The organism is Ensifer sp. WSM1721 (genome assembly GCF_000513895.2).
Taxonomy (GTDB): domain Bacteria; phylum Pseudomonadota; class Alphaproteobacteria; order Rhizobiales; family Rhizobiaceae; genus Sinorhizobium.
In genome coordinates, this window is record NZ_CP165782.1 from 2,126,090 (window position 1) to 2,144,622 (window position 18,533).

Annotated in this window: 17 protein-coding genes and 1 riboswitch; of the genes, 7 read left to right on the top strand and 10 right to left on the bottom strand. The window is 62.3% G+C overall.

What is annotated here, in order from left to right:
* Nucleotides 1–187: 187 nt before the first annotated feature.
* The 7 genes from M728_RS10445 to M728_RS10475 all read left to right on the top strand — a co-directional run bounded on the left by M728_RS10445 (nt 188) and on the right by M728_RS10475 (nt 8,400).
* Nucleotides 188–1,291: an ABC transporter substrate-binding protein gene (locus tag M728_RS10445; protein ID WP_026619045.1), complete on the top strand. Its 1,104-nt coding sequence runs from the start codon at nt 188–190 to the stop codon at nt 1,289–1,291.
* A 71-nt stretch (nt 1,292–1,362) separates the two neighbouring features.
* Nucleotides 1,363–2,244, top strand: a complete 882-nt coding sequence (locus M728_RS10450; protein ID WP_026619044.1) for an ABC transporter permease subunit — start codon at nt 1,363–1,365, stop codon at nt 2,242–2,244.
* Nucleotides 2,241–3,029, top strand: a complete 789-nt coding sequence (locus M728_RS10455; protein ID WP_026619043.1) for an ABC transporter permease — start codon at nt 2,241–2,243, stop codon at nt 3,027–3,029. The genes M728_RS10450 and M728_RS10455 overlap by 4 nt, the downstream gene beginning before the upstream one ends.
* A 4-nt stretch (nt 3,030–3,033) precedes the next feature.
* The gene (locus M728_RS10460) at nt 3,034–4,095 is read left to right on the top strand and encodes an ABC transporter ATP-binding protein (protein ID WP_026619042.1); all 1,062 of its coding nucleotides are present in this window, start codon (nt 3,034–3,036) and stop codon (nt 4,093–4,095) included.
* Between the two features lie 124 nt (nt 4,096–4,219).
* Nucleotides 4,220–4,387, top strand: a riboswitch (FMN riboswitch).
* A gap of 93 nt (nt 4,388–4,480) precedes the next feature.
* The gene (locus M728_RS10465) at nt 4,481–4,954 is read left to right on the top strand and encodes a 6,7-dimethyl-8-ribityllumazine synthase (RefSeq protein WP_026619041.1); all 474 of its coding nucleotides are present in this window, start codon (nt 4,481–4,483) and stop codon (nt 4,952–4,954) included.
* Between the two features lie 162 nt (nt 4,955–5,116).
* Nucleotides 5,117–6,001 carry an AraC family transcriptional regulator gene (locus M728_RS10470; RefSeq protein WP_026619040.1) on the top strand — a complete coding sequence of 295 codons (885 nt, stop codon included), beginning with the start codon at nt 5,117–5,119 and terminating at the stop codon, nt 5,999–6,001.
* Between the two features lie 176 nt (nt 6,002–6,177).
* Nucleotides 6,178–8,400, top strand: a complete 2,223-nt coding sequence (locus M728_RS10475) for a TonB-dependent siderophore receptor (protein ID WP_026619039.1) — start codon at nt 6,178–6,180, stop codon at nt 8,398–8,400.
* Between the two features lie 112 nt (nt 8,401–8,512).
* Here M728_RS10475 and M728_RS10480 read toward each other — a convergent pair whose 3' ends face one another.
* The 10 genes from M728_RS10480 to M728_RS10525 all read right to left on the bottom strand — a co-directional run bounded on the left by M728_RS10480 (nt 8,513) and on the right by M728_RS10525 (nt 18,532).
* A complete protein-coding gene (locus M728_RS10480; RefSeq protein WP_026619038.1) occupies nt 8,513–9,787 on the bottom strand; it encodes a low temperature requirement protein A in 1,275 nt (424 codons plus the stop codon).
* A gap of 257 nt (nt 9,788–10,044) precedes the next feature.
* Nucleotides 10,045–10,482 (bottom strand): RpiB/LacA/LacB family sugar-phosphate isomerase, encoded by a 438-nt coding sequence (locus tag M728_RS10485; protein WP_026619037.1) that lies wholly within the window; start codon nt 10,480–10,482, stop codon nt 10,045–10,047.
* 44 nt (nt 10,483–10,526) lie between these two features.
* The gene (locus M728_RS10490; protein WP_026619036.1) at nt 10,527–11,294 is read right to left on the bottom strand and encodes a triose-phosphate isomerase; all 768 of its coding nucleotides are present in this window, start codon (nt 11,292–11,294) and stop codon (nt 10,527–10,529) included.
* Nucleotides 11,291–12,076: a DeoR/GlpR family DNA-binding transcription regulator gene (locus M728_RS10495; protein ID WP_026619035.1), complete on the bottom strand. Its 786-nt coding sequence runs from the start codon at nt 12,074–12,076 to the stop codon at nt 11,291–11,293. The genes M728_RS10490 and M728_RS10495 overlap by 4 nt, the downstream gene beginning before the upstream one ends.
* A 113-nt stretch (nt 12,077–12,189) precedes the next feature.
* Entirely contained in the window at nt 12,190–13,116 is a 927-nt protein-coding gene (locus tag M728_RS10500) for a sugar phosphate isomerase/epimerase (RefSeq protein ID WP_026619034.1), read from the bottom strand.
* A 14-nt stretch (nt 13,117–13,130) separates the two neighbouring features.
* The gene (locus M728_RS10505) at nt 13,131–13,976 is read right to left on the bottom strand and encodes a TIGR01459 family HAD-type hydrolase (protein ID WP_026619033.1); all 846 of its coding nucleotides are present in this window, start codon (nt 13,974–13,976) and stop codon (nt 13,131–13,133) included.
* Nucleotides 13,973–15,256 (bottom strand): FGGY-family carbohydrate kinase, encoded by a 1,284-nt coding sequence (locus tag M728_RS10510; RefSeq protein ID WP_026619032.1) that lies wholly within the window; start codon nt 15,254–15,256, stop codon nt 13,973–13,975. The genes M728_RS10505 and M728_RS10510 overlap by 4 nt, the downstream gene beginning before the upstream one ends.
* Nucleotides 15,253–16,308 carry a class II aldolase/adducin family protein gene (locus tag M728_RS10515; protein ID WP_026619031.1) on the bottom strand — a complete coding sequence of 352 codons (1,056 nt, stop codon included), beginning with the start codon at nt 16,306–16,308 and terminating at the stop codon, nt 15,253–15,255. Before M728_RS10515 ends, M728_RS10510 begins: the two co-directional genes overlap by 4 nt.
* A 14-nt stretch (nt 16,309–16,322) precedes the next feature.
* Nucleotides 16,323–17,864, bottom strand: a complete 1,542-nt coding sequence (locus tag M728_RS10520) for a glycerol-3-phosphate dehydrogenase (RefSeq protein WP_156943332.1) — start codon at nt 17,862–17,864, stop codon at nt 16,323–16,325.
* Nucleotides 17,861–18,532, bottom strand: coding sequence for a class II aldolase/adducin family protein (locus M728_RS10525; protein ID WP_026619029.1), 672 nt, complete (start codon nt 18,530–18,532; stop codon nt 17,861–17,863). Before M728_RS10525 ends, M728_RS10520 begins: the two co-directional genes overlap by 4 nt.
* Nucleotide 18,533: the final 1 nt, after the last annotated feature.

An 18,533-nucleotide genomic window follows, 5' to 3' on the forward strand; every position in this document is an offset into this window, starting at 1 on the left:
AGGGTTGAAGTTTCCGAAACGAAAGACATCAAGGAGGTGCAAAACGCCGCCACGCACGGGCTCGAAAGCGGGTCATTCCGAAGCCGACACGTTTGGCGCGAACAGGACAGAGCCTGTCACACAAGCTTCATCGCATCTCTTTAACAGCATCGCCGAAATTGGCTGAAAACCCATAAGGAGAACACCAGTGATTTCAAAGACTCAACGCCTGCTCTCGCTCTCGACCGCAATGCTGCTTGCAACGACGGCCATCGCCGCCGCCGAGCCGAGCGAGGAGCTCATCGCCGCCGCTAAGAAGGAAGGCACGCTGACCACGATCGCCCTTCCCCACAACTGGTGCGGATACGGGGATCTCATTGCCGGCTTCAAGGCCAAGTACGGCATCGAAGTCAATGAACTGAACCCGGACGCAGGTTCGGGCGACGAGATCGAAGCCATCAAGGCCAACAAGGGCAACACCGGCCCGCAGGCCCCTGACGTCATCGACGTCGGCCTCTCCTTCGGTCCCTCGGCCAAGGCCGAAGGCCTGATTCAGCCCTACAAGGTCTCCACCTGGGACACGATCCCGGACAGCGCCAAGGACGCCGACGGCTACTGGTACGGCGACTATTACGGTGTTCTTTCCTTCGTCGTGAACACCGATATCGTCAAGGAAGTGCCGAAGGACTGGGCCGACCTGAAGAAGCCGGAATACGCGAACTCAGTCGCGCTTGCGGGCGACCCGCGTTCCTCGAACCAGGCTGTACAGGCCGTCTACGCCGCCGGGCTTTCGACAGGCGAGAAAGACGCCGCCAAGGCCGGCGAAGCGGGCCTCGCCTTCTTTGCCGAAGTCCATAAGGCCGGCAACTTCGTTCCGGTCGTCGGAAAGTCCGCACCGCTCGCCCAGGGCTCGACCCCGATCATCATCGCCTGGGACTATAACGGTCTCTCCTGGCGCGATGGGCTGAACGGTAACCCGCCGGTTGAAGTCGTCGTCCCGGCCTCCGGCGTCGTCGCCGGCGTCTATGTGCAGGCGATCTCGGCCTTTGCCCCGCATCCGAACGCCGCCAAGCTCTGGATGGAATATCTCTATTCGGACGAAGGCCAGCTCGGCTGGCTGAAGGGCTATTGCCACCCGATCCGCTTCAACGATCTCGTCAAGAATGGCAAGGTCCCGCAGGAAATGCTCGACAAGCTGCCGCCGGCAGCAGCCTATGAAGAGGCTGTTTTCCCGACGCTCGAAGAGCAGGCCGCGGGCAAGGAAGTGATCACCACCAAGTGGGACAGCGTCGTCGGCGCCAACGTCCAGTAATCGTGACCTCAGCCTCCCCGCTTGTGACCAGCGGGGAGGCTTCCTTTGACGCCGGGACAGCCGAAACCTCGATGACCACGACAACCGCAGCAGCACCCCTGATCAGCAAACGAGTGATTATCGATTGGCTCGGCATCGCACCCTTCGCGATATTCGCACTGATGTTCCTGGTCGTCCCGACGATCTACCTCGTTGCCGGCGCCTTTCTGACGCCTGATGGCGCATTCACCTTCAAGAACATCACCGACCTGTTCACGCCCTCGATCCTCTCCGCCTACTGGATCTCGATCCGGGTGTCGGTCGCCTCATCGCTCGGCGGCGCACTGATCGGCTTCTTTCTCGCCTGGGCGATCGTACTCGGCGGCGTGCCTAGCTGGGTCCGCTCCGGCCTGCTCACCTTTTCGGGCGTTGCGTCGAACTTCGCCGGCGTGCCACTCGCCTTCGCCTTTCTGGCGACGCTCGGCCGTACAGGTCTCGTCACCGTGTTCCTGCGCGACTGGTTCGGCTTCAACCTCTATTCGACCGGCTTCAATCTCCTAAGCTTCTTCGGGCTGACCATCACCTATATGTATTTCCAGATTCCGCTGATGGTCTTGATCTTGACGCCGGCGCTGGACGGCCTGAAGCGGGAGTGGCGCGAAGCGGCCGAGATCCTCGGGGCCTCCCATTGGCAATACTGGCGCATGGTCGCGCTGCCGATCCTTTGGCCGAGCCTGCTCGGCACCACGCTTTTGCTTTTCGCCAACGCCTTCGGCGCCATCGCGACGGCTTACGCGCTGACCGGCAGCTCGCTCAACATCGTGCCTATCCTCCTTTACGCCCAGATCCGCGGCGACGTGCTGCACAACCCGAACCTCGGCTATGCGCTCGCCCTCGGCATGATCGTCATCACCGGCATTTCCAACATTCTCTATATCTGGCTGCGGATGCGTGCCGAACGGTGGCAGAAATGAAAGCACAACGCCTGGGCGCCTGGATCGCCATTGCCATCGGAGCGAGCTACTTCATCATCCCGCTGCTCGGCACGCTGGAGTTCTCGCTGCGCATGCGCCGCGGCGCGTATTCCTTCGATGCTTACCAGTCGGTTTTCTCCGACATCCAGTTCCGCGAGACCTTCGGCTATTCGATCATAATGGCGCTGCTGACCATCGTCTTCGGCATGCTGCTCGTGGTGCCGACGGCCTATTGGGTGCGCCTGCGCCTGCCGCAGGTCCGCCCCGTGGTGGAGTTCGTCACACTGCTGCCGCTCGTCATTCCGGCGATCGTCATCGTCTTCGGTTATCTGAGGCTCTACAATTCCTCGTCGATCCTGCCGCTTACCGGCTCGACCTCCGGCACGAATGCGTTGCTCATGTTCTCCTACATGACGCTGTCGCTTCCCTACATGTACCGCGCCGTCGATACCGCCATGCGGGCGATCGATGTCAGGACCCTGACGGAAGCGGCCGAGAGCCTCGGCGCCAAATGGCCGACGATCCTTTTCCGCTGCATCTTCCCGAACGTGATGAGCGGAGTGCTTTCCGGCGCCTTCATCACCTTCGCAATCGTGATGGGCGAATTCACCATGGCGGCGCTGCTCAACCGGCCGGCCTTTGGCCCCTATCTGCAGCTCGTCGGCGCCAACAAAGCCTACGAGCCCTCGGCGCTCGCGGTCATCGCCTTCGCCATCACCTGGCTCAGCATGGGGCTGATCCAGCTCGTGTCCCGCTTCCAGCAATCCGCTTCGCCCAAGGCTTGATCACATGGCATTCCTGACGCTAACGAACATCCAAAAATCCTTCGGCCCGGTTCAGGTCGTGCACAACTTCAACATGGGTATCGACAGGGGCGAATTCGTTTCCTTTCTCGGCCCTTCCGGTTGCGGCAAGACGACCATCCTGCGTATGATCGCCGGCTTCGAGACGCCGTCCGGCGGCTCGATCGTCATCAACGGCAAGAATCAGGGCACGCTGAAGCCGAACCAGCGCAATATCGGCATGGTGTTCCAGGCCTATGCGCTGTTCCCGAACATGAACGTTCACGACAATGTCGCCTTCGGCCTCAAGGTCGCAGGCGCTTCCAAAACGGATATTGATATGCGGGTGAAGCAGATGCTCGGGCTCATCAAGCTCGAGCACCTGGCGGACCGCTTCCCCTATCAATTGTCCGGCGGCCAGCAGCAACGCGTGGCGCTCGCCCGCGCGATTGCCGTCAAGCCGCAAGTGCTGCTGCTCGACGAGCCGCTCTCCGCACTCGATGCGAAGATTCGCATCTCGCTGCGGGAGGAGATACGGCAGATCCAGCAGCAGCTCGGAATCACGACGGTGTTTGTCACGCATGACCAGGAGGAGGCGCTGTCGATCTCCGACCGGATCGTCGTCATGAATGCCGGCCGCGCCGACCAGATCGGCACGCCCTTCGAGATCTACAATACGCCGGCGACCCGCTTCGTCGCTTCCTTCGTCGGCACGCTCAACATCATAGAGGGCAAGGTGGCCGATCCTGCGAGCGGCGCCGTCACCATCGGCGACCAGCGGATTTCTCTGAAAGAGCCCATTGCCGGCGTCAAAGGCGGCGATAGCATCTCGCTGGCGCTCAGGCCGGAAGCTGGCTCGATCGCCGAAGGTGCCCGTGGCGACACAGCCCTTCCCGGCGAAGTGGTCTCCACGAGCTTTCTCGGCTCCGTCATCCGCACCAAGCTGCGCGTCGGCGGCGACATCATCTCTTTCGACATGTTCAACAATCCGGGCATGACGCCTCCGGTCACCGGCGAACACGTTACTCTGCGCTTCGCCGCCAAGGACCTGCTCGTCATCCGCGAGTAGAGGTGGGCGCCTTAGCGGAACGATTTCATCCGACACGCCGATGTCCTTGGAAAAATCTGTCGTGATTTCTCGCTTTTTCGTCGCTCGACGCGTTTGACCGCAGCCGAGTGGCCGATATAGTCGCAAGCGTTCTCAGGGCGGGGTGAAATTCCCCACCGGCGGTAGCGGCAAGGCGATCGGCATGATCGCCGGGTCGGAGCCCGCGAGCGCTTCGTGCGGTATTGCTCGAAGGTCAGCAGATCCGGTCGAATTCCGGAGCCGACGGTTACAGTCCGGATGGAAGAGAGCAAGCAGAGCGGCGTCCCCTCCCCGGGGGACTGTCGTGCATGCATGTTCGCCCGACGGGATCATTGGAAAAAACGCCAACCCTGAAAGGCTTGAGACCATGACTATCCTTTCCCATCCCTCCACCAAGATCGCCATCGTCCGCGCCCGCTGGCACGCCGATATCGTCGACCAGTGCGTCGACGCCTTCGTCGCCCAATGGGCGAAACTCGGCGGCAACACTGCCGACGTCGAGATCTTCGACGTGCCGGGCGCACTCGAAATACCGCTGCATGCGCAGACGCTCGCGAGGACCGGCCGCTATTCGGCGATCCTCGGCACGGCCTTCGTCGTCAACGGCGGCATCTACCGGCACAACTTCGTCGCCGGCACCGTCCTCGACGGCATGATGCGCGTACAGCTCGACACGGACGTGCCGGTGCTCTCCGCCGTTCTCACGCCTCACAACTTCCAGGAAAGCGAACCGCTGATCGCCTTCTTCCGCGACCATTTCGTCGTCAAGGGCGAGGAAGCCGCCAACGCCTGCGCGCAAATCCTCGACGCCCGCGCCAAGCTGGCGCTGATCAACGCCTGAGCAGCTTCCTCTAAAAGAAATGCGAAGGGGCGCGGCCGGCATCGGTTGCGCCCTTCCCATTTGCGCCGCAATTGAAAATTCGTGCGACCCGCGTTAGTAAACTTGACAAAAAGCTGAAAGATTATCCTTGCCGGCTTTGGGTGCCGGGCCGAGAAAGCGACCATGACATTTCAGCCGCGCATGCAGAACAAGATCAGCGGTTTTTCGATCATAGGCGGCCTCAACCGCCGCGAATGGAATGGTGTGGTCGCGGATGTCTGGGACGTGGAGTGCGTCCCGCATGCCGGCGGCTATTACGTTGCCGAGGACCCGCGCATGTTCATCGTCCTCGACGCCAAAGGAGGCGGCAATTGCAGGGTGAAGCTGGCCGCAAACGGCAAGGGTGTCGTCCAGAACTATCATCGGCAGGCCCTCTCCTATATTCCTGCCGGGATGGAATTGTGGACCGATGTGGTCGACGTCCACTATATCAGGCACCTCGACCTGCATTTCGATGTCGACGCGCTCAGCCGGCGCCTGAAGGAAGAACTGGATCTCGCTAACATCGAGACGCCGCGGCTGATGTTCCAGGACGAGCGCTTTCTCCGGCTTGCCGGTCTGATCGCGGCCGAATGCCTCAATCCGCAACCGCTTCATGATCTCTACGGCGACGGGCTGACGGTGGCGCTCTTCATCGACCTCATGAAGATCGGCAAGCGCGAGCCCCGCAAGCGCAGCCAGTTGGCGGGCTGGCAGTTGCGCCGTGCGATCGACTTCATCGAGGAGAACTTCGCCCGCAACGTCCGGCTGGAGGAACTTGCAAACCTCACCGGCCTCTCCCAATCGCATTTCAGCCATGCCTTCAAATCCTCGACCGGTGTTGCTCCTCACCAGTGGCACATGAATGCCCGGGTCGAGCGGGCAAAGCAGATGCTGCTCAAGACCGACGCCTCGCTGACCGCGATCGCCGCGGAAACGGGCTTTGCCGATCAGGCCCATTTCACTCGTGTCTTTCGCAAGACGATCGGCACGACGCCGGCCCTCTGGAAGAAGAGCCGCGGGGCCTGACAAACGCGACGGCTGCGCCTGTGTGCGCTGCGCAAATTTGCCCAGGATCGTTCAATTTTGCCCGACTGCGACAAGCCGGGCCCGTATAGTTGATTTAATCACTCACCTTATCATTGAACAGAACCGGTAGTGGTGCGATGGGCGCGCTCGGCCGAATTCGTGGCAGGAATGAAGACATGAAGCGCAAGGATCATGGGGCACATCTGAAGCATGTCTTGGCGAGCGGAGCGGCCCTTGCCACGTTGATGGCTCCAGGCGTGGCGCTGGCGCAGGATGGAAGCGCCACGCAGCTTGAACGGCTCGTCGTCGAGAGCGGGAATGTTGCGGACGACAGCGCCACCGGGCCAGTCGACGGCTACGTCGCCAAGGCCACGGCGACCGGTTCGAAAACGGCCACTCCCCTCACCGAAGTCCCGCAATCCATATCCGTAGTCGGCCGCGAGGAACTGGGCGACCGAGCCGTCGTCAACAAGGTCGACGAGGCGCTGCGCTATACGCCCGGCGTGATGGCCGCGCCCTTCGGCGTCGATCCCGACACCGACTGGTTCTACATCCGCGGCTTCGACGCCGCGCAGACAGGTGTCTTTCTCGACGGCCTCTCCCTCTACAGCTACGCCTTCGGCAATTTCCAGATCGACCCTTTCATGCTGGAGCGGATCGAGGTGCTGAAGGGGCCGGCCTCCGTGCTCTATGGCGGCGCCAATCCGGGCGGTATCATCAATCTGATCAGCAAGCGGCCACTCGACGAGCCTCTCTACTATACCGAGCTCGGCATTAACAGCGACGGCAACGCCTTCACCGGCTTCGAGGTGAACGACCGGCTGAACGAGGACGGAACGGTACTCTATCGCCTGACCGGTAAGGTCGCCGGCGGGGACAACTACTCGGATTTTTCCGAAGACTTGCGGGGTTTCATCCTTCCTCAAGTGACCTATGCGCCCGACGAAGCAACCAGCCTTACTGTCTATGGTTTGCTGCAGGGACTCGATCAAGTCCATGTCGGCAACGGCTTCCTGCCCTATGTGGGAACCGTGGCCGATGCGCCCTTCGGCAAGATCGACCGGGATGCCTACTTCGGCGAGCCCGACATCGACGAGGGAACCTACGCCCAGCAGATGCTCGGCTACGAGTTCAAGCGCGACTTCGATAACGGCTGGACCTTCACCCAGAACGCGCGCTACGCCCACCTCCACAAGCACGAGAAGTATCCCTATCCCTATGGCTATGTCGGCCCGGGCTTTGGTAATGTCGAGCCCATCGGTCCGGACTACCTCCTGAATCGCATCGGCTTCGAGGCGACGTCGAAGGTCGACAGCCTCTCAATTGACAACCGGGCCGAGACGGATTTCGATCTCGGCGCCACGAACCACACTTTTCTCGCCGGCCTCGACTACAAATACTACCGGCTTGACCATGTCGGGGCGTCGGGAGGCGCGACGCCGATCAGCCCCACTGATCCGGTCTACGGTGTGCCGCAGGGGCCAACCGCCGTCTACATCAACCAAATTTTCACCCAGCAGCAGCTCGGCATCTACGCCCAGGACCAGATTCGCTTCGGCGGCGGCTGGCTTGTCACGCTCAACGGCCGCTACGACTATGTGGACACCGACCTCAAGAACGGTCCCACCGCCTGGTCCGGGCCTTCCAACTTTGGATATGATGATGGTGCGCTCAGCGGCCGTGCTGGTCTCGCCTACGAGTTCGATAACGGCCTCACGCCTTATGTGAGCGTGGCTACCTTCTTCAACCCGCTCGTGGGCTCGCGCGACTCGGACCCGGATCCTCTGGTCACGACTCTCGTTCCCCTGAAACCCGAAGAAGGCCACCAGTACGAAGCAGGCATCAAATACGAGCCGACCTTTATCGACGGCTTGTTTACCGCCTCCGTCTTCGAGATAACCAAGCGGAATGTCCAGGTGACCGACACCCTTGGGATCTCCACCCAGCGGGGTGAAGTGCGCTCCCGCGGGATCGAACTCGAGGGCAAGATCAACCTTGATGAAAACTGGAAGGTCATCTCCGCTTTCAGCTATACCGACCTCGAGATTACGGAAGACACAAATCCGTCGCTGCTCGGCAAGTCGCCCTATCTCATACCCGAAACGCAGGCCTCGCTCTGGCTCGACTACACGGTTCCGAGCGGAGCGCTCGAAGGCGTAAGCCTCGGCGCAGGCGTCCGGCACCAGGGGGAATCCTGGGCCGACTCAGAGAACACGAAAAAAGTCCCGGCCGCGACGCTGGTCGATGCTGCCATACGCTACGAGAAGAACGACTGGACCGCATCGCTCAACGTCGCCAACCTCTTCGACAAAGAATATGTCAAAGGATGCCAAGGCCTCCTGACCTGCGGCTACGGCGAAAGCAGGACGTTCACGCTGAAGCTCAGCAAGACGTGGTGACCGCGGCGGCGGCGATGCGTTGAATCGATCCTTGAACGCCTTAAATCCGATCAGCAGGAAATACCGCTCAAGGGCCTGATTCGCTTCACCGATTACCGGTGCCGACGTCCCGCTACCCTTCCACCTCCCTGCCAAGCGCCTGCATGAGCGCTTGGGCACGGTGCCGGTGGCCAGCAAGCTCATAGCCGACGATCGTCACGACCGGCGCCAGCATCAGGATGATGAGGCATATCGCCATGGGGATGCCCGCTGCCGCTGCCGCAACAGATGCGGCCAGCACGAACGCCGTCCCGGCCAGGAGCCAAATGTGGAGACGGTCCGAGCGGCGCAACAGATAGGTATACATGGCGTAGATCAGCGCCACGTAGATCGCGACGGGAACAGCCACCGTCATCACCGTTGTCACCGAGGAAATATGCGCCTTGTGCTCGATGTAATAGGCGGCGACATGCAAGCCCGCGCCTGTCGCGACGATCGCGGCGAAAATCAGCATGTGACCGTAGCCCCAAACGAAGGCGCGCTTGCGGAACCGGTGCAGGATCTCCGCGCTCGGAAGCATGAAATAGATCCACCACATGCCGAAGGTCAGTCCCGTGCCGGCGATGCAGACGAGGGCGACGTCAAGATTCCAGCCGTGCCCTTCGACAACCGCCGTGACCGAAGCCACCGTTCCGACCACGCCTTCGCCGAGCGCGATGATCGCGAGAAGGCTGTAACGCTCGGCGATATGGTGGGCGTGCCAGGGCGTCCCTCCCTGAAACGATTCCGCGATCACCGGCCCGGTCATCTCGACTGCCGTCAACACCACGACGAAGGCCAAGGTCGCAAGCAGCGAGAAATCGATGAAAATCAGGATGACCCAGCCTAGCTGGGCGATGGAAATGGCCGCCGCATACGTGGTGCAGGCCTTGCGGCGGGATGGGTCCTGGCGGGCTGCCCGGAGCCACTGAAACACCATGGCGACGCGCATCACCACATAGCCGAGCACCATGACGCCGTTATTGAGATGCTCGCCCTTGTCGACCGACTCGAACATCGGCGGCAGTCCGATGGCGAGGATCAGCACGCCGACCATCTGCACCATCGTCACTGAGCGGAACACCCAATCATCCGTGTCATAGGCGGAAGCGAACCAGGAAAAGTTCACCCAGGCCCAGCAGATGGCGAAACTGGCGAAGCCGAAGCCGATCAGCCCGGCCTTGAAATGCCCTTCCGCCAGCAGATGCGCGAGCTGCGACGCGGCAAGGCTGAAGGCGATGACGAAGGTCAGGTCGAAGAGCAATTCGAGCGGCGTCGCTGCACGGTGGCCCTCGTGCGGATCACGGCCGCGCATCCTCGATACGTGATGCGCACCAGAATACGGCTTTTGCGATATGGTCTCGGACATGAAGCGCTCCTCACTGACAGGCGAGCATCTTCAAGTGTGTGCCGAAAGTCCGTCAAGGCCCGACACGTCGGCTCCAAACGAAAGCACCCGGCATCGCTGCCGGGCGTCTCGCCCTGCATGTTTCCTTAAATCCTAGCCGATTTAAGGACAAAGCATGCAGCGATTCAAAAGCGCTACAGCGCCGCGCGTCTGAACAGACGCGCGGCGCTGTAGCGCGCATGAGGGAGGATCAGCATGCGCCGCAGAAATTGCAGCGGTTATTTCTCGGCGTCGAGACGGTCGATCGCCTGCACGTTGGCAGCCGATGGACCGTTCGGGTCGAACTCCGAGGCGAGCCAGGTATCGACGATCGACTTCGCCAGTTCCGGCCCGATGACGCGCGCACCCATGGTGATGATCTGGGCATTGTTGGATTTGGCAGCCCGCTCGGCCGAGTAAGTGTCGTGTGTCAATGCGGCCCGGATGCCAGGCACCTTGTTGGCCGAGATGCAGACACCGATGCCGGTGCCGCAGATCAGGATGCCGCGATCGTTCTCGCCGGCCGTGATCGTCTGCGCCAGATCGCGGGAGAGATCGGCATAATAGCCTGTATGGCTCAAGTCCTTCACCTCGATATCGCTTTTCCCGGCGAGATGCGCGGCGATGACGTCGAGCAGGGGCTTGCCTGCGCTGTCAGCTCCGATCGCGATTTTCATGGATGTTTCCTTTCCGCACTTGTTGGAGACTATGTGACGATTGCTCAAATCGCCTTGGCCACGCATTGCAAAATGTCGAGATAGCCGCCGACGTCCCAAGCCGAACGGCCGATGAAAAGGCCGTCGATATGGGGCTGGACGATCAGTTCCTCGCAGTTCTCGGGATTGACGCTGCCGCCGTAGAGCACCGGCACGGCCACGCCGAGCGCGGTCTTTGCGACCTCGGCGATAAGACTGTGGCGGGCATCGGCATAATCGGCGGTCGCCGGTATGCCATTGGCGCCGATCGCCCAGACGGGCTCATAGGCGAGCAGGATCGGCGCATTCCTGGCCGCTCCTTCGAGCAAGGCAAAGGCGCCTTCCACCTGACGCGTCAACACCGCATCCGCCTGGCCCGCCTCGCGTTCTGCAAGTGTCTCGCCGATGCAGATCAGCGGCACGAGACCGTGCTTGACGGCAGCGGCCGTCTTCAGGCCGACGGTGCGATCGGTTTCGCCGAAATGTTCGCGACGTTCGCTGTGGCCGAGCTCGACGATATCGAGACCGCAATCCTTGAGCATCAGGGGTGAGATCTCTCCGGTCCAAGCCCCGGCATCTTCCCAGTGCATGTTCTGCGCACCGACCTTGACGCTCGTCGCCTTCAGCCTCTCCTTCACCTGCCGCACCGCCGTGAAGGGCGGAATGACGAACCGTTGGATGCGCGGGTCGCGCGACGCGTCGGCGGCGGCAAGACCGTCGGCGAAGGTCATCGCCTCCGCCAGCGTCTTGTTCATCTTCCAGCTCGTGCCGACCCAGAGAACTGACTTGCTCATGCATTCTCCGATATTTTCTGACTGCTGACCCTGATGAGCTTAACGCCGGCATCACCGAGCGCCGCCGCGTGTTGGTCCGAGACGTCGTCGCTGCTCAGCACGGCGTCGAAGGCTTCAAGCCCGGTCAGGAAATGCAGGGCCGAGCGCCCGAACTTGCCATGGTCCACGAGCAGGTATTTACGGCTCGCCGACTTCACCATCTGCCGCTTGGTCTGCACGACCTCCTGGTCCTGGTGGAAGGCTGCCGCCCCCTCGATCGCCGAACTCGACAGGAAGGCCACGTCGGCGCGGAGCGACCGCAGCGCCTCCTCGGTAACGATGCCGAAGAAGCCGTTGAACTTCTTGCTGTACTGCCCGCCGAGCGCGATCAGATTGACACCCGGCGCGCCGGAAAGCTCGGCGATCACGCCGAGATTGTTGGTGATGACGGTGAGCGGGCGGATATCCTTGAGAAAGGCGGCAATCGCGCCTGTGGTCGAGCTGTCGTCGATGATGACGCTCTGGCCGGGCTCGATCAGCGTTGCCGCGTGCTCGGCGATCCGCCGCTTCTCGCTCGTCGCGATCTTTTCCCGATAGCGGAAATCGCTTTCGAATTGCGAGCTCGATTGAATCGAGGCGCCCCCATGGACCTTGCGCAACAGCCCCGCCTGCTCAAGGTCGTCGAGGTCGCGGTGAACGGTCATCTTGCTGACGCCGAAGCGCAGCGCAAGATCCTCGACGGAGGCCGTTCCCGCCTCCATCAGCACCTCCATGATCGCCTCTCGCCTGTCTTCCGGTTTCATCGCATCGTCCCGATCCGGCGCGGCCTGCCTCCGCGCCACCACGGAGAAGATAACATGATGATGTGATATTTCAACTTACATTGTGAGATTTTGTTATGTATGAATGTGATATTTTAGACGCGATTAAAGCCGGTATCGATATACGGTTCCCAGAACTCGACCGACTCCCGGATCATCTCGACGACCCTGTGATCGGTCGGCTCGCGCTCACGGAACGAGAGTTCGAGGCAGATCTCGTTGTCAGTCCCGCCGCCCCTTCTTACGGCTTCGATCAGGCGCTCTGGCGTGATGCGGCCGTCCTTGTTATAGGCCGCGGTGAAGGGCCAGTGGCCGCCCTTGTTCATCGACGACTGCTTGATGTGAATGATCGGGGACCGCCGCGGAAAGGCCTCGGCCCAGGCATAGGGATCGACATCGGCGGCGTTCGGCGATGTGACGTCGCCATGATCGATGTCGACCATCATCTTCATAGGGATGGGCAGTTCGGCAGCGGCCAACCGCCGGTCGAGCGCCCTGCACTCTTCGATCGTGTGACCGAATTCGCGGCCGATCGACATCGGCTCCCAGAAGACGTAGGAAAGCCCGGCCGCCTTGGCGTGCTCGGCGACCTCGCGCCAGCATTCGATGGCGATCGCCACCAGCTCCTCCCGGCGCACCGGATCGTCATAATCCTTGAGCGTGAGGATCGCGAATTGCGTGCCCATTCCGGAAGCGCCGAGTGCGACGGAAATATCGGCGAAAGTCTTGAACCAATCGACGTAGTAGCGCCGGACATCGGGGTCGGGGTGGCCGAAGTGGTTGAGGCGGCCATAGGGCCCGGTCATGCCGGAGGTGATCTTCACGCCGGTGCGCGCGAGCGCGCTTCGAAACTGCCGAAGCGTCTTGTTGATCGTCGCCGCCGGCCAGCCTGGATTCACGAATTCATGGGTGAGCTGGACATAACCGATGCGGATCTTCTCGGCGATCGTGTCGATCAGGTCGTCCGGCTCGGCAAAGCGATTGACGAGAGGATTGGTGTTGAGCGACAGCGTGAAGGCCATGGCCGGGCTCCTTGCTACCAGAGAAATTTCGGGAGGATGAAATCGGGCGCGGCGCCATGCTCGACGAAGAGGAGCCGGCGCTCCTCGTCCGACTGGCGTTCGAGAATGCCGGTCGTCACCAGGACGGAGGCGAGCCCGACGGCTGCCGCGCCCACAATGTCATGCTCGACGCTGTCGCCGATAGCGCAGACCCGCGCCGGATCGGGCCGACCTAAAAAGTCGAGCGCGAAGTCGTAAATGTCGGGAAAGGGCTTGCCGATCCAGCGCACCTTGCCACCAAGCTCTTCGTAGAGCTCGGCGATCCGCCCCGCGCCGAAGGCGTGGCCCGTCTTCGTCAGCATTACCTTGTCGGGGTTGGTGCAAAGGCATGGCACGCCGCGCTCGGCGGCCGGTCGGAGCATATCCTCGTAATAGGAAAGCGGATGAATATCGCCTTCGCTTCCCGCCAGGAGCACGATATCGGCATCCTCGCCATTTTCGGTGCGGACAAGATCCAACCCCTTCAGCGGAGAAAGATCACCGTCGCGGCTGACGAGCAGGCATTTTCGCGCAACCCTGCCTCCTGTCTCAGCCTCGCGCCTGAGCATCTGCCAGGCGACCTCCCCCGAGGTCAGGAACCAGTGCCAGCTCCTTGGCTCGAAACCGAGTTCTGCCAGCCGGCGGTCGTTTTCCATCGAACGCTTGCCCGAGTTGGAAAGAATGATGACCCGCTTGCCGGCCTGTTTGAGGCGGACGAGCGTCTCCGCCGCACCGGGATAGGGCCCACGCCCGTCTCGGAGCACCCCGTACTGGTCTATCAGAAAGGCATCATAAGCGTCGGCGATCGCGGAGACGCCGGGAATTGTCCGGATACCGTTCATAGCACGCCCGCCTCCTTCGCTCCGTGAAGTGCAAGGCGCGCCGTGCCGGCCGCCGCCTCTTCCGAAAGCGCCGGCAGGAAGGGAACGGCGAGCTTACGCTCGCGGATCGCCGTCCAGGCCGTGTTCTTCGCACCGCCGCCGACGGTGCGGACCGAGCGAAGCTCCGGGCTACCGAGGGAGACGAGCCGTTCATAGGCGAGACGCTCCACACAGGCGATCCCCTCGAATATGGCCTTCAGGAATTCCGCGTCATCCCCGGGCCGCGGCTCCATGCGCGGCGCGAGCTGAGGATCGGCTATCGGAAACCGCTCGCCGGGCTTCGTCAGCGGATAGTAGTCCAGACCGGTATCGGTCGTCGGATCGATACGTGCTGAGAGTTCCGCGATCCGCTCCGCACTGAAATGCGCGGCGAGCACTGCCCCGCCCGAATTGGAGGCGCCGCCGGCAAGCCACATATCGCCGATCCGATGGCTGTAGAGCCCGTATTCCGGGGCGAAGAGCGGCTTGTCGGACAGCATCTTGACGGTGAGCGTGGTGCCGAGCGCGCTGACGCTATCGCCCGGCCGGTCGGCACCAGTTGCCAGGAACGAGGCGCAGCCATCGGTTGTGCCCGCGACAACGACGACGTCACGCGGCAAGCCCAAGGCTTCCGCCGCAGCAGGCGAGATCGTCGCCACCGGGCTACCTGCCGGCAACACCTCCGGCAGCAGATCGACGCGCGCACCGGTCCGCGCCAGCCAATCCGGCCAGCAACGGGCGACCGGGTCGTAGCCGGTCTTCAGCGCGTTGTTCTCGTCACTGACGTCGTAGAGGCCGGTGAAATGCCCGGCGAGCCAATCCGCCTGGTGGATGACACGGAAGACGACGGGCAGCGACTGAAACGAGAGCACCTTTGCGAGGCCCGAGGTCGCGCCATGGGCGGCGCTCTCCTTCGGCGCGTGGGCGGCAATGGTTTCGAGAATGGCCGCATCTTCAACCGGATCGTTATACATCAACGGCGCCGCGAGCGGCGCACCGTCGGCGGCAACCGGCAGCATCGTGCCCGAGGTGCCGTCGATACCGATAGCGCACACCTGCGCCGGGTCGATTGCCGCAAGTGTCTCCGCGAGTGCCGCCTGCACCGCTTGCCACCAGCCGAGCGGATCACGGTGGTCATCGGAAAAAGCGGCGAGTTTCGCTGAAGCGGATGCGACGATATCGCCGCCATCCGACATCGCAACGGCACGGGCGCCGGATGTGCCCATGTCGATGCCGAGAACAAGATTACTCTGTCCGCTCATTGCAGCACCTGCCCTGCCCGGTTCAGTTGCTGGCGATATTTCTCCGCGTCCCAACCGAGAAGTTCGGCATTTTCCGCGTCGGTGAGATAACGCAGCCGCGTACCCGCAGGGATGCGCGCCGCCACATCCGAAAGGCAGCGCGCCATAGCCAGCGCCCCGGCGGAGATATCCTTGAGCACCAGCGCCCCCTTGCCCGGGAAAAGGAGCACCGGCGGCAGGTTTTGGCCGGCATTGCGGAATTCCTCTTCGAGAGAGAGGGCATTTTCCTCTGGAGCGGCGATCACCGATCCCTTGCCGAGGAAGATCACATGGTCGGGGTAGAGACTTCCGCCGGCGGTGATCCTGCAGCTTTCGAGGTCCGTCGCAGCGTCGTGCAGCCTTTCGTCCTCGGGCAAGCGATAGGCACTGTTGACGGCGAGACGCGACAGCGTTGCGAGGTCGGCAGCCGGCGCCGGGCGCACCGGCACCGCAAAACGCTGCGAAACCTCGGCAAGAAGCCGTGCCGCTTCCTCGACCGTCTCCGCAGCCACCGCGAGCCCGTGATTGCCGAGCACCAGCACAGCCGTGTCCTCATCGATCCGCTCGGCTATAGCCCTTGCGAGCGGCAGACCGGGCCTTGCATAGGGCACGAATGCATGGGGGATGCCGCGAAGCTTTTCCGTCGCGATCGCCGCCGCATTGGTCTGCACGGCGGCTGCGATCGTCACTACGCAATGCACATGAATCACCACCTTCTGCGGCATCAGTGCATGGACCGTGGTTTCGATCGACGGTCTGAGGCCGGACGGGTTGAGTTCCCGAAAAACGAAATCCTGCGCCTTTTCCGCCGCCGGGTCGTCACGTTCGAGAGCATCGAGCAACGGATCGAGCGCGACCGGCACCATAACCTCGCGCATGCGGGCATGGGCAAGCCACAGGCCCGAGGCCTTGATCCAGAGGGTGCCGCCCTCCTTGATCGAGGTGTTGCCGCCCGCGCCCTGAACGAGTTCAGGGTCGGCGCCGACGCGCGCCGAGAGATCTAGAAGCGCCTCGAATTCGGAGCTTCGCAACATCGCCTGCTCCTTTCTCACGCCGCCGCCTGCTGGCCTTCGAGCCAGCCGCTGAAGGCCCGCTTCTCCGCCTCGCTCATATGCAGACCGTGCTTCGTGCGGCGTTCGAGCAGGTCTTCCGCCGTGCGCGCCCACTCGGTCTCGATGAGAAAGCGGGCCTCCCGCTCGCGCAAAAGTGGGCTGAAGGCCGTGCCGAGTTCATCGAGCGAGGCCGCGTCGTCAATGAGTTCATGCGACCGGGTGCCGTAGAGCCGCGCATAATGTTTGGCGAGATCGGCCGGCAGCCAGCGATAGCGGGCGCGCAGATCGCCGAGAAACTGGTCGAAGTCCGCATCCGCCATGTCGCCGCCCGGGAGGTGAGCGCGCGCGGTCCAGGCAGGGCCCATCTTCGGAAAGAAAGGCTTCAACCGCTCCAACGCGTGCTCGGACAGTTTGCGAAAGGTGGTGATCTTCCCGCCGAACACCGAGAGCAGCGGGGCCTCGCCTTTGCCGCCATCGAGCTCGAAAATATAGTCGCGCGTCACCGCCGACGGGTTTTCGGCATTGTCGTCGTAAAGCGGGCGCACGCCGGAGAAGCTGTGAAGGATGTCGCCTTCACTAAGCTGCTGTTTGAAGTAGCGATTCACCGATTTGAGTAGATAGGCAATTTCGTTGCTGTCCGCGGCCACGTCTTCCGGCCGGCCCTCATAGGGAATGTCCGTGGTCCCGATCAGCGCCAGATCGTTCTGGTAGGGATTGATGAAGATGACGCGCTTGTCGGGATTCTGGACGAGATAGGCCTGCCGTCCCTCCCAGAACTTCGGCACGACGATATGGCTGCCCTTGACGAGGCGAACGCTACGGCGGGAGTTGAGCCCCGCGATCCGGCCGATCACGTCATTGACCCAGGGCCCGGCGGTGTTGACCACACAACGTGCATTGACCTCCGTCTTCGCACCGGTCTCAGCATCCGTCATCTCGACATGCCAGGCATCGCCGCGGCGGCGAATGCTGCTGCAGGCGGTACGGGTCAGGATTCGGGCGCCTCTCTTACCGGCGTCGAGGGCGTTCAAGACGACAAGCCGTGAGTCGTCGACCCAACAGTCGGAATATTCGAAGGCCTTGCCATAGGCCGGTTTGATCGGCGCGCCTTCGGGTGCGGTGCGCAGATCGATCGTCCGTGTTCCGGGAAGACGCTTGCGGCCGCCGAGATGATCGTAGAGGAAAAGGCCGAGGCGAACGAGCCAGGCCGGCCGGTCGGCGGGATTGTGCGGCAGCACGAAGCGCATCGGCCAGATGATATGCGGCGCCGATTCCAGAAGCACTTCGCGCTCGATCAGCGCCTCGCGCACCAGGCGAAACTCGTAATATTCAAGATAGCGCAGGCCCCCATGCACCAGCTTGCCCGAACGCGAACTGGTTCCCTGCGCCAGGTCGTCCTTTTCGCAGAGCAGGACAGAAAGCCCTCTTCCCGCCGCGTCGCGGGCAATGCCCGCGCCGTTGATGCCGCCGCCGATGACGAAAAGATCGTATGTCCCGGTTTCGGTACTCACGTGCCTATCTCCTGTCATGCTGGTCATGCGGCTGCGGTACCGTCGCGCTTGTTCTGCAACCCGTAGCTGGCGAAGCCTTCGAGGACTCCGGCGATCTCTTCGTCCGGGAGGATCACCGGTCCGCCGATCAGCAGCGTGTGGTAATATTGCCTGGCGATCGCCTCGAGCTCGACCGCTGCCCACATCGCTCTCTCGATGCTCGGCCCGGTCGCGATCATGCCGTGATTGGCCATGAGGCAGGCGGAACGCCCCTCCAACGCCTTCAGCACGTTTTCCGAAAGCGCCTTGGTGCCATAGCGGGCGTAATCGGCAACGCGAATATCGACCCCGCCGAAGGCGGCGATCATGTAGTGGCAAGCGGGAATGGGTTTGCCCGCGATCGCGAGGATCGTCGAGAAGGTGGCATGCGTATGGACAACGGCCCCCACCTCCGGTCGCGCCCGCATGATGTCGAGATGGAAAGGCCATTCGACGGACGGCTTCTTCGGCCCGGACCAGGCGCCATACTCGCCGTCGATCGGCATCGCGACGATCATCTCCGGCGTCATCTCTGCATAGGGAATGGCCGAGGGCGTTATCAGCATCGTCTCGCCGTGGCGCACGCTGATATTGCCCGACGTGCCCTGGTTAAGGCCGATCGCGTTCATGTGGCGGCAATGGTCGATAATCGACCGGCGCAATTGAAGTTCGCTCATC

Excerpts from the sequence above, each read along its gene's own strand:
- M728_RS10450 (WP_026619044.1), top strand. The coding sequence starts at position 1,363 with ATGACCACGACAACCGCAGCAGCACCCCTGATCAGCAAACGAGTGATT.
- M728_RS10455 (WP_026619043.1), top strand. The coding sequence starts at position 2,241 with ATGAAAGCACAACGCCTGGGCGCCTGGATCGCCATTGCCATCGGAGCG.
- M728_RS10460 (WP_026619042.1), top strand. The coding sequence starts at position 3,034 with ATGGCATTCCTGACGCTAACGAACATCCAAAAATCCTTCGGCCCGGTT.
- M728_RS10465 (WP_026619041.1), top strand. The coding sequence starts at position 4,481 with ATGACTATCCTTTCCCATCCCTCCACCAAGATCGCCATCGTCCGCGCC.
- M728_RS10470 (WP_026619040.1), top strand. The coding sequence starts at position 5,117 with ATGACATTTCAGCCGCGCATGCAGAACAAGATCAGCGGTTTTTCGATC.
- M728_RS10475 (WP_026619039.1), top strand. The coding sequence starts at position 6,178 with ATGAAGCGCAAGGATCATGGGGCACATCTGAAGCATGTCTTGGCGAGC.
- M728_RS10480 (WP_026619038.1), bottom strand. The coding sequence starts at position 9,787 with ATGTCCGAGACCATATCGCAAAAGCCGTATTCTGGTGCGCATCACGTA.
- M728_RS10485 (WP_026619037.1), bottom strand. The coding sequence starts at position 10,482 with ATGAAAATCGCGATCGGAGCTGACAGCGCAGGCAAGCCCCTGCTCGAC.
- M728_RS10490 (WP_026619036.1), bottom strand. The coding sequence starts at position 11,294 with ATGAGCAAGTCAGTTCTCTGGGTCGGCACGAGCTGGAAGATGAACAAG.
- M728_RS10495 (WP_026619035.1), bottom strand. The coding sequence starts at position 12,076 with ATGAAACCGGAAGACAGGCGAGAGGCGATCATGGAGGTGCTGATGGAG.
- M728_RS10500 (WP_026619034.1), bottom strand. The coding sequence starts at position 13,116 with ATGGCCTTCACGCTGTCGCTCAACACCAATCCTCTCGTCAATCGCTTT.
- M728_RS10505 (WP_026619033.1), bottom strand. The coding sequence starts at position 13,976 with ATGAACGGTATCCGGACAATTCCCGGCGTCTCCGCGATCGCCGACGCT.
- M728_RS10510 (WP_026619032.1), bottom strand. The coding sequence starts at position 15,256 with ATGAGCGGACAGAGTAATCTTGTTCTCGGCATCGACATGGGCACATCC.
- M728_RS10515 (WP_026619031.1), bottom strand. The coding sequence starts at position 16,308 with ATGTTGCGAAGCTCCGAATTCGAGGCGCTTCTAGATCTCTCGGCGCGC.
- M728_RS10520 (WP_156943332.1), bottom strand. The coding sequence starts at position 17,864 with ATGACCAGCATGACAGGAGATAGGCACGTGAGTACCGAAACCGGGACA.
- M728_RS10525 (WP_026619029.1), bottom strand. The coding sequence starts at position 18,532 with ATGAGCGAACTTCAATTGCGCCGGTCGATTATCGACCATTGCCGCCAC.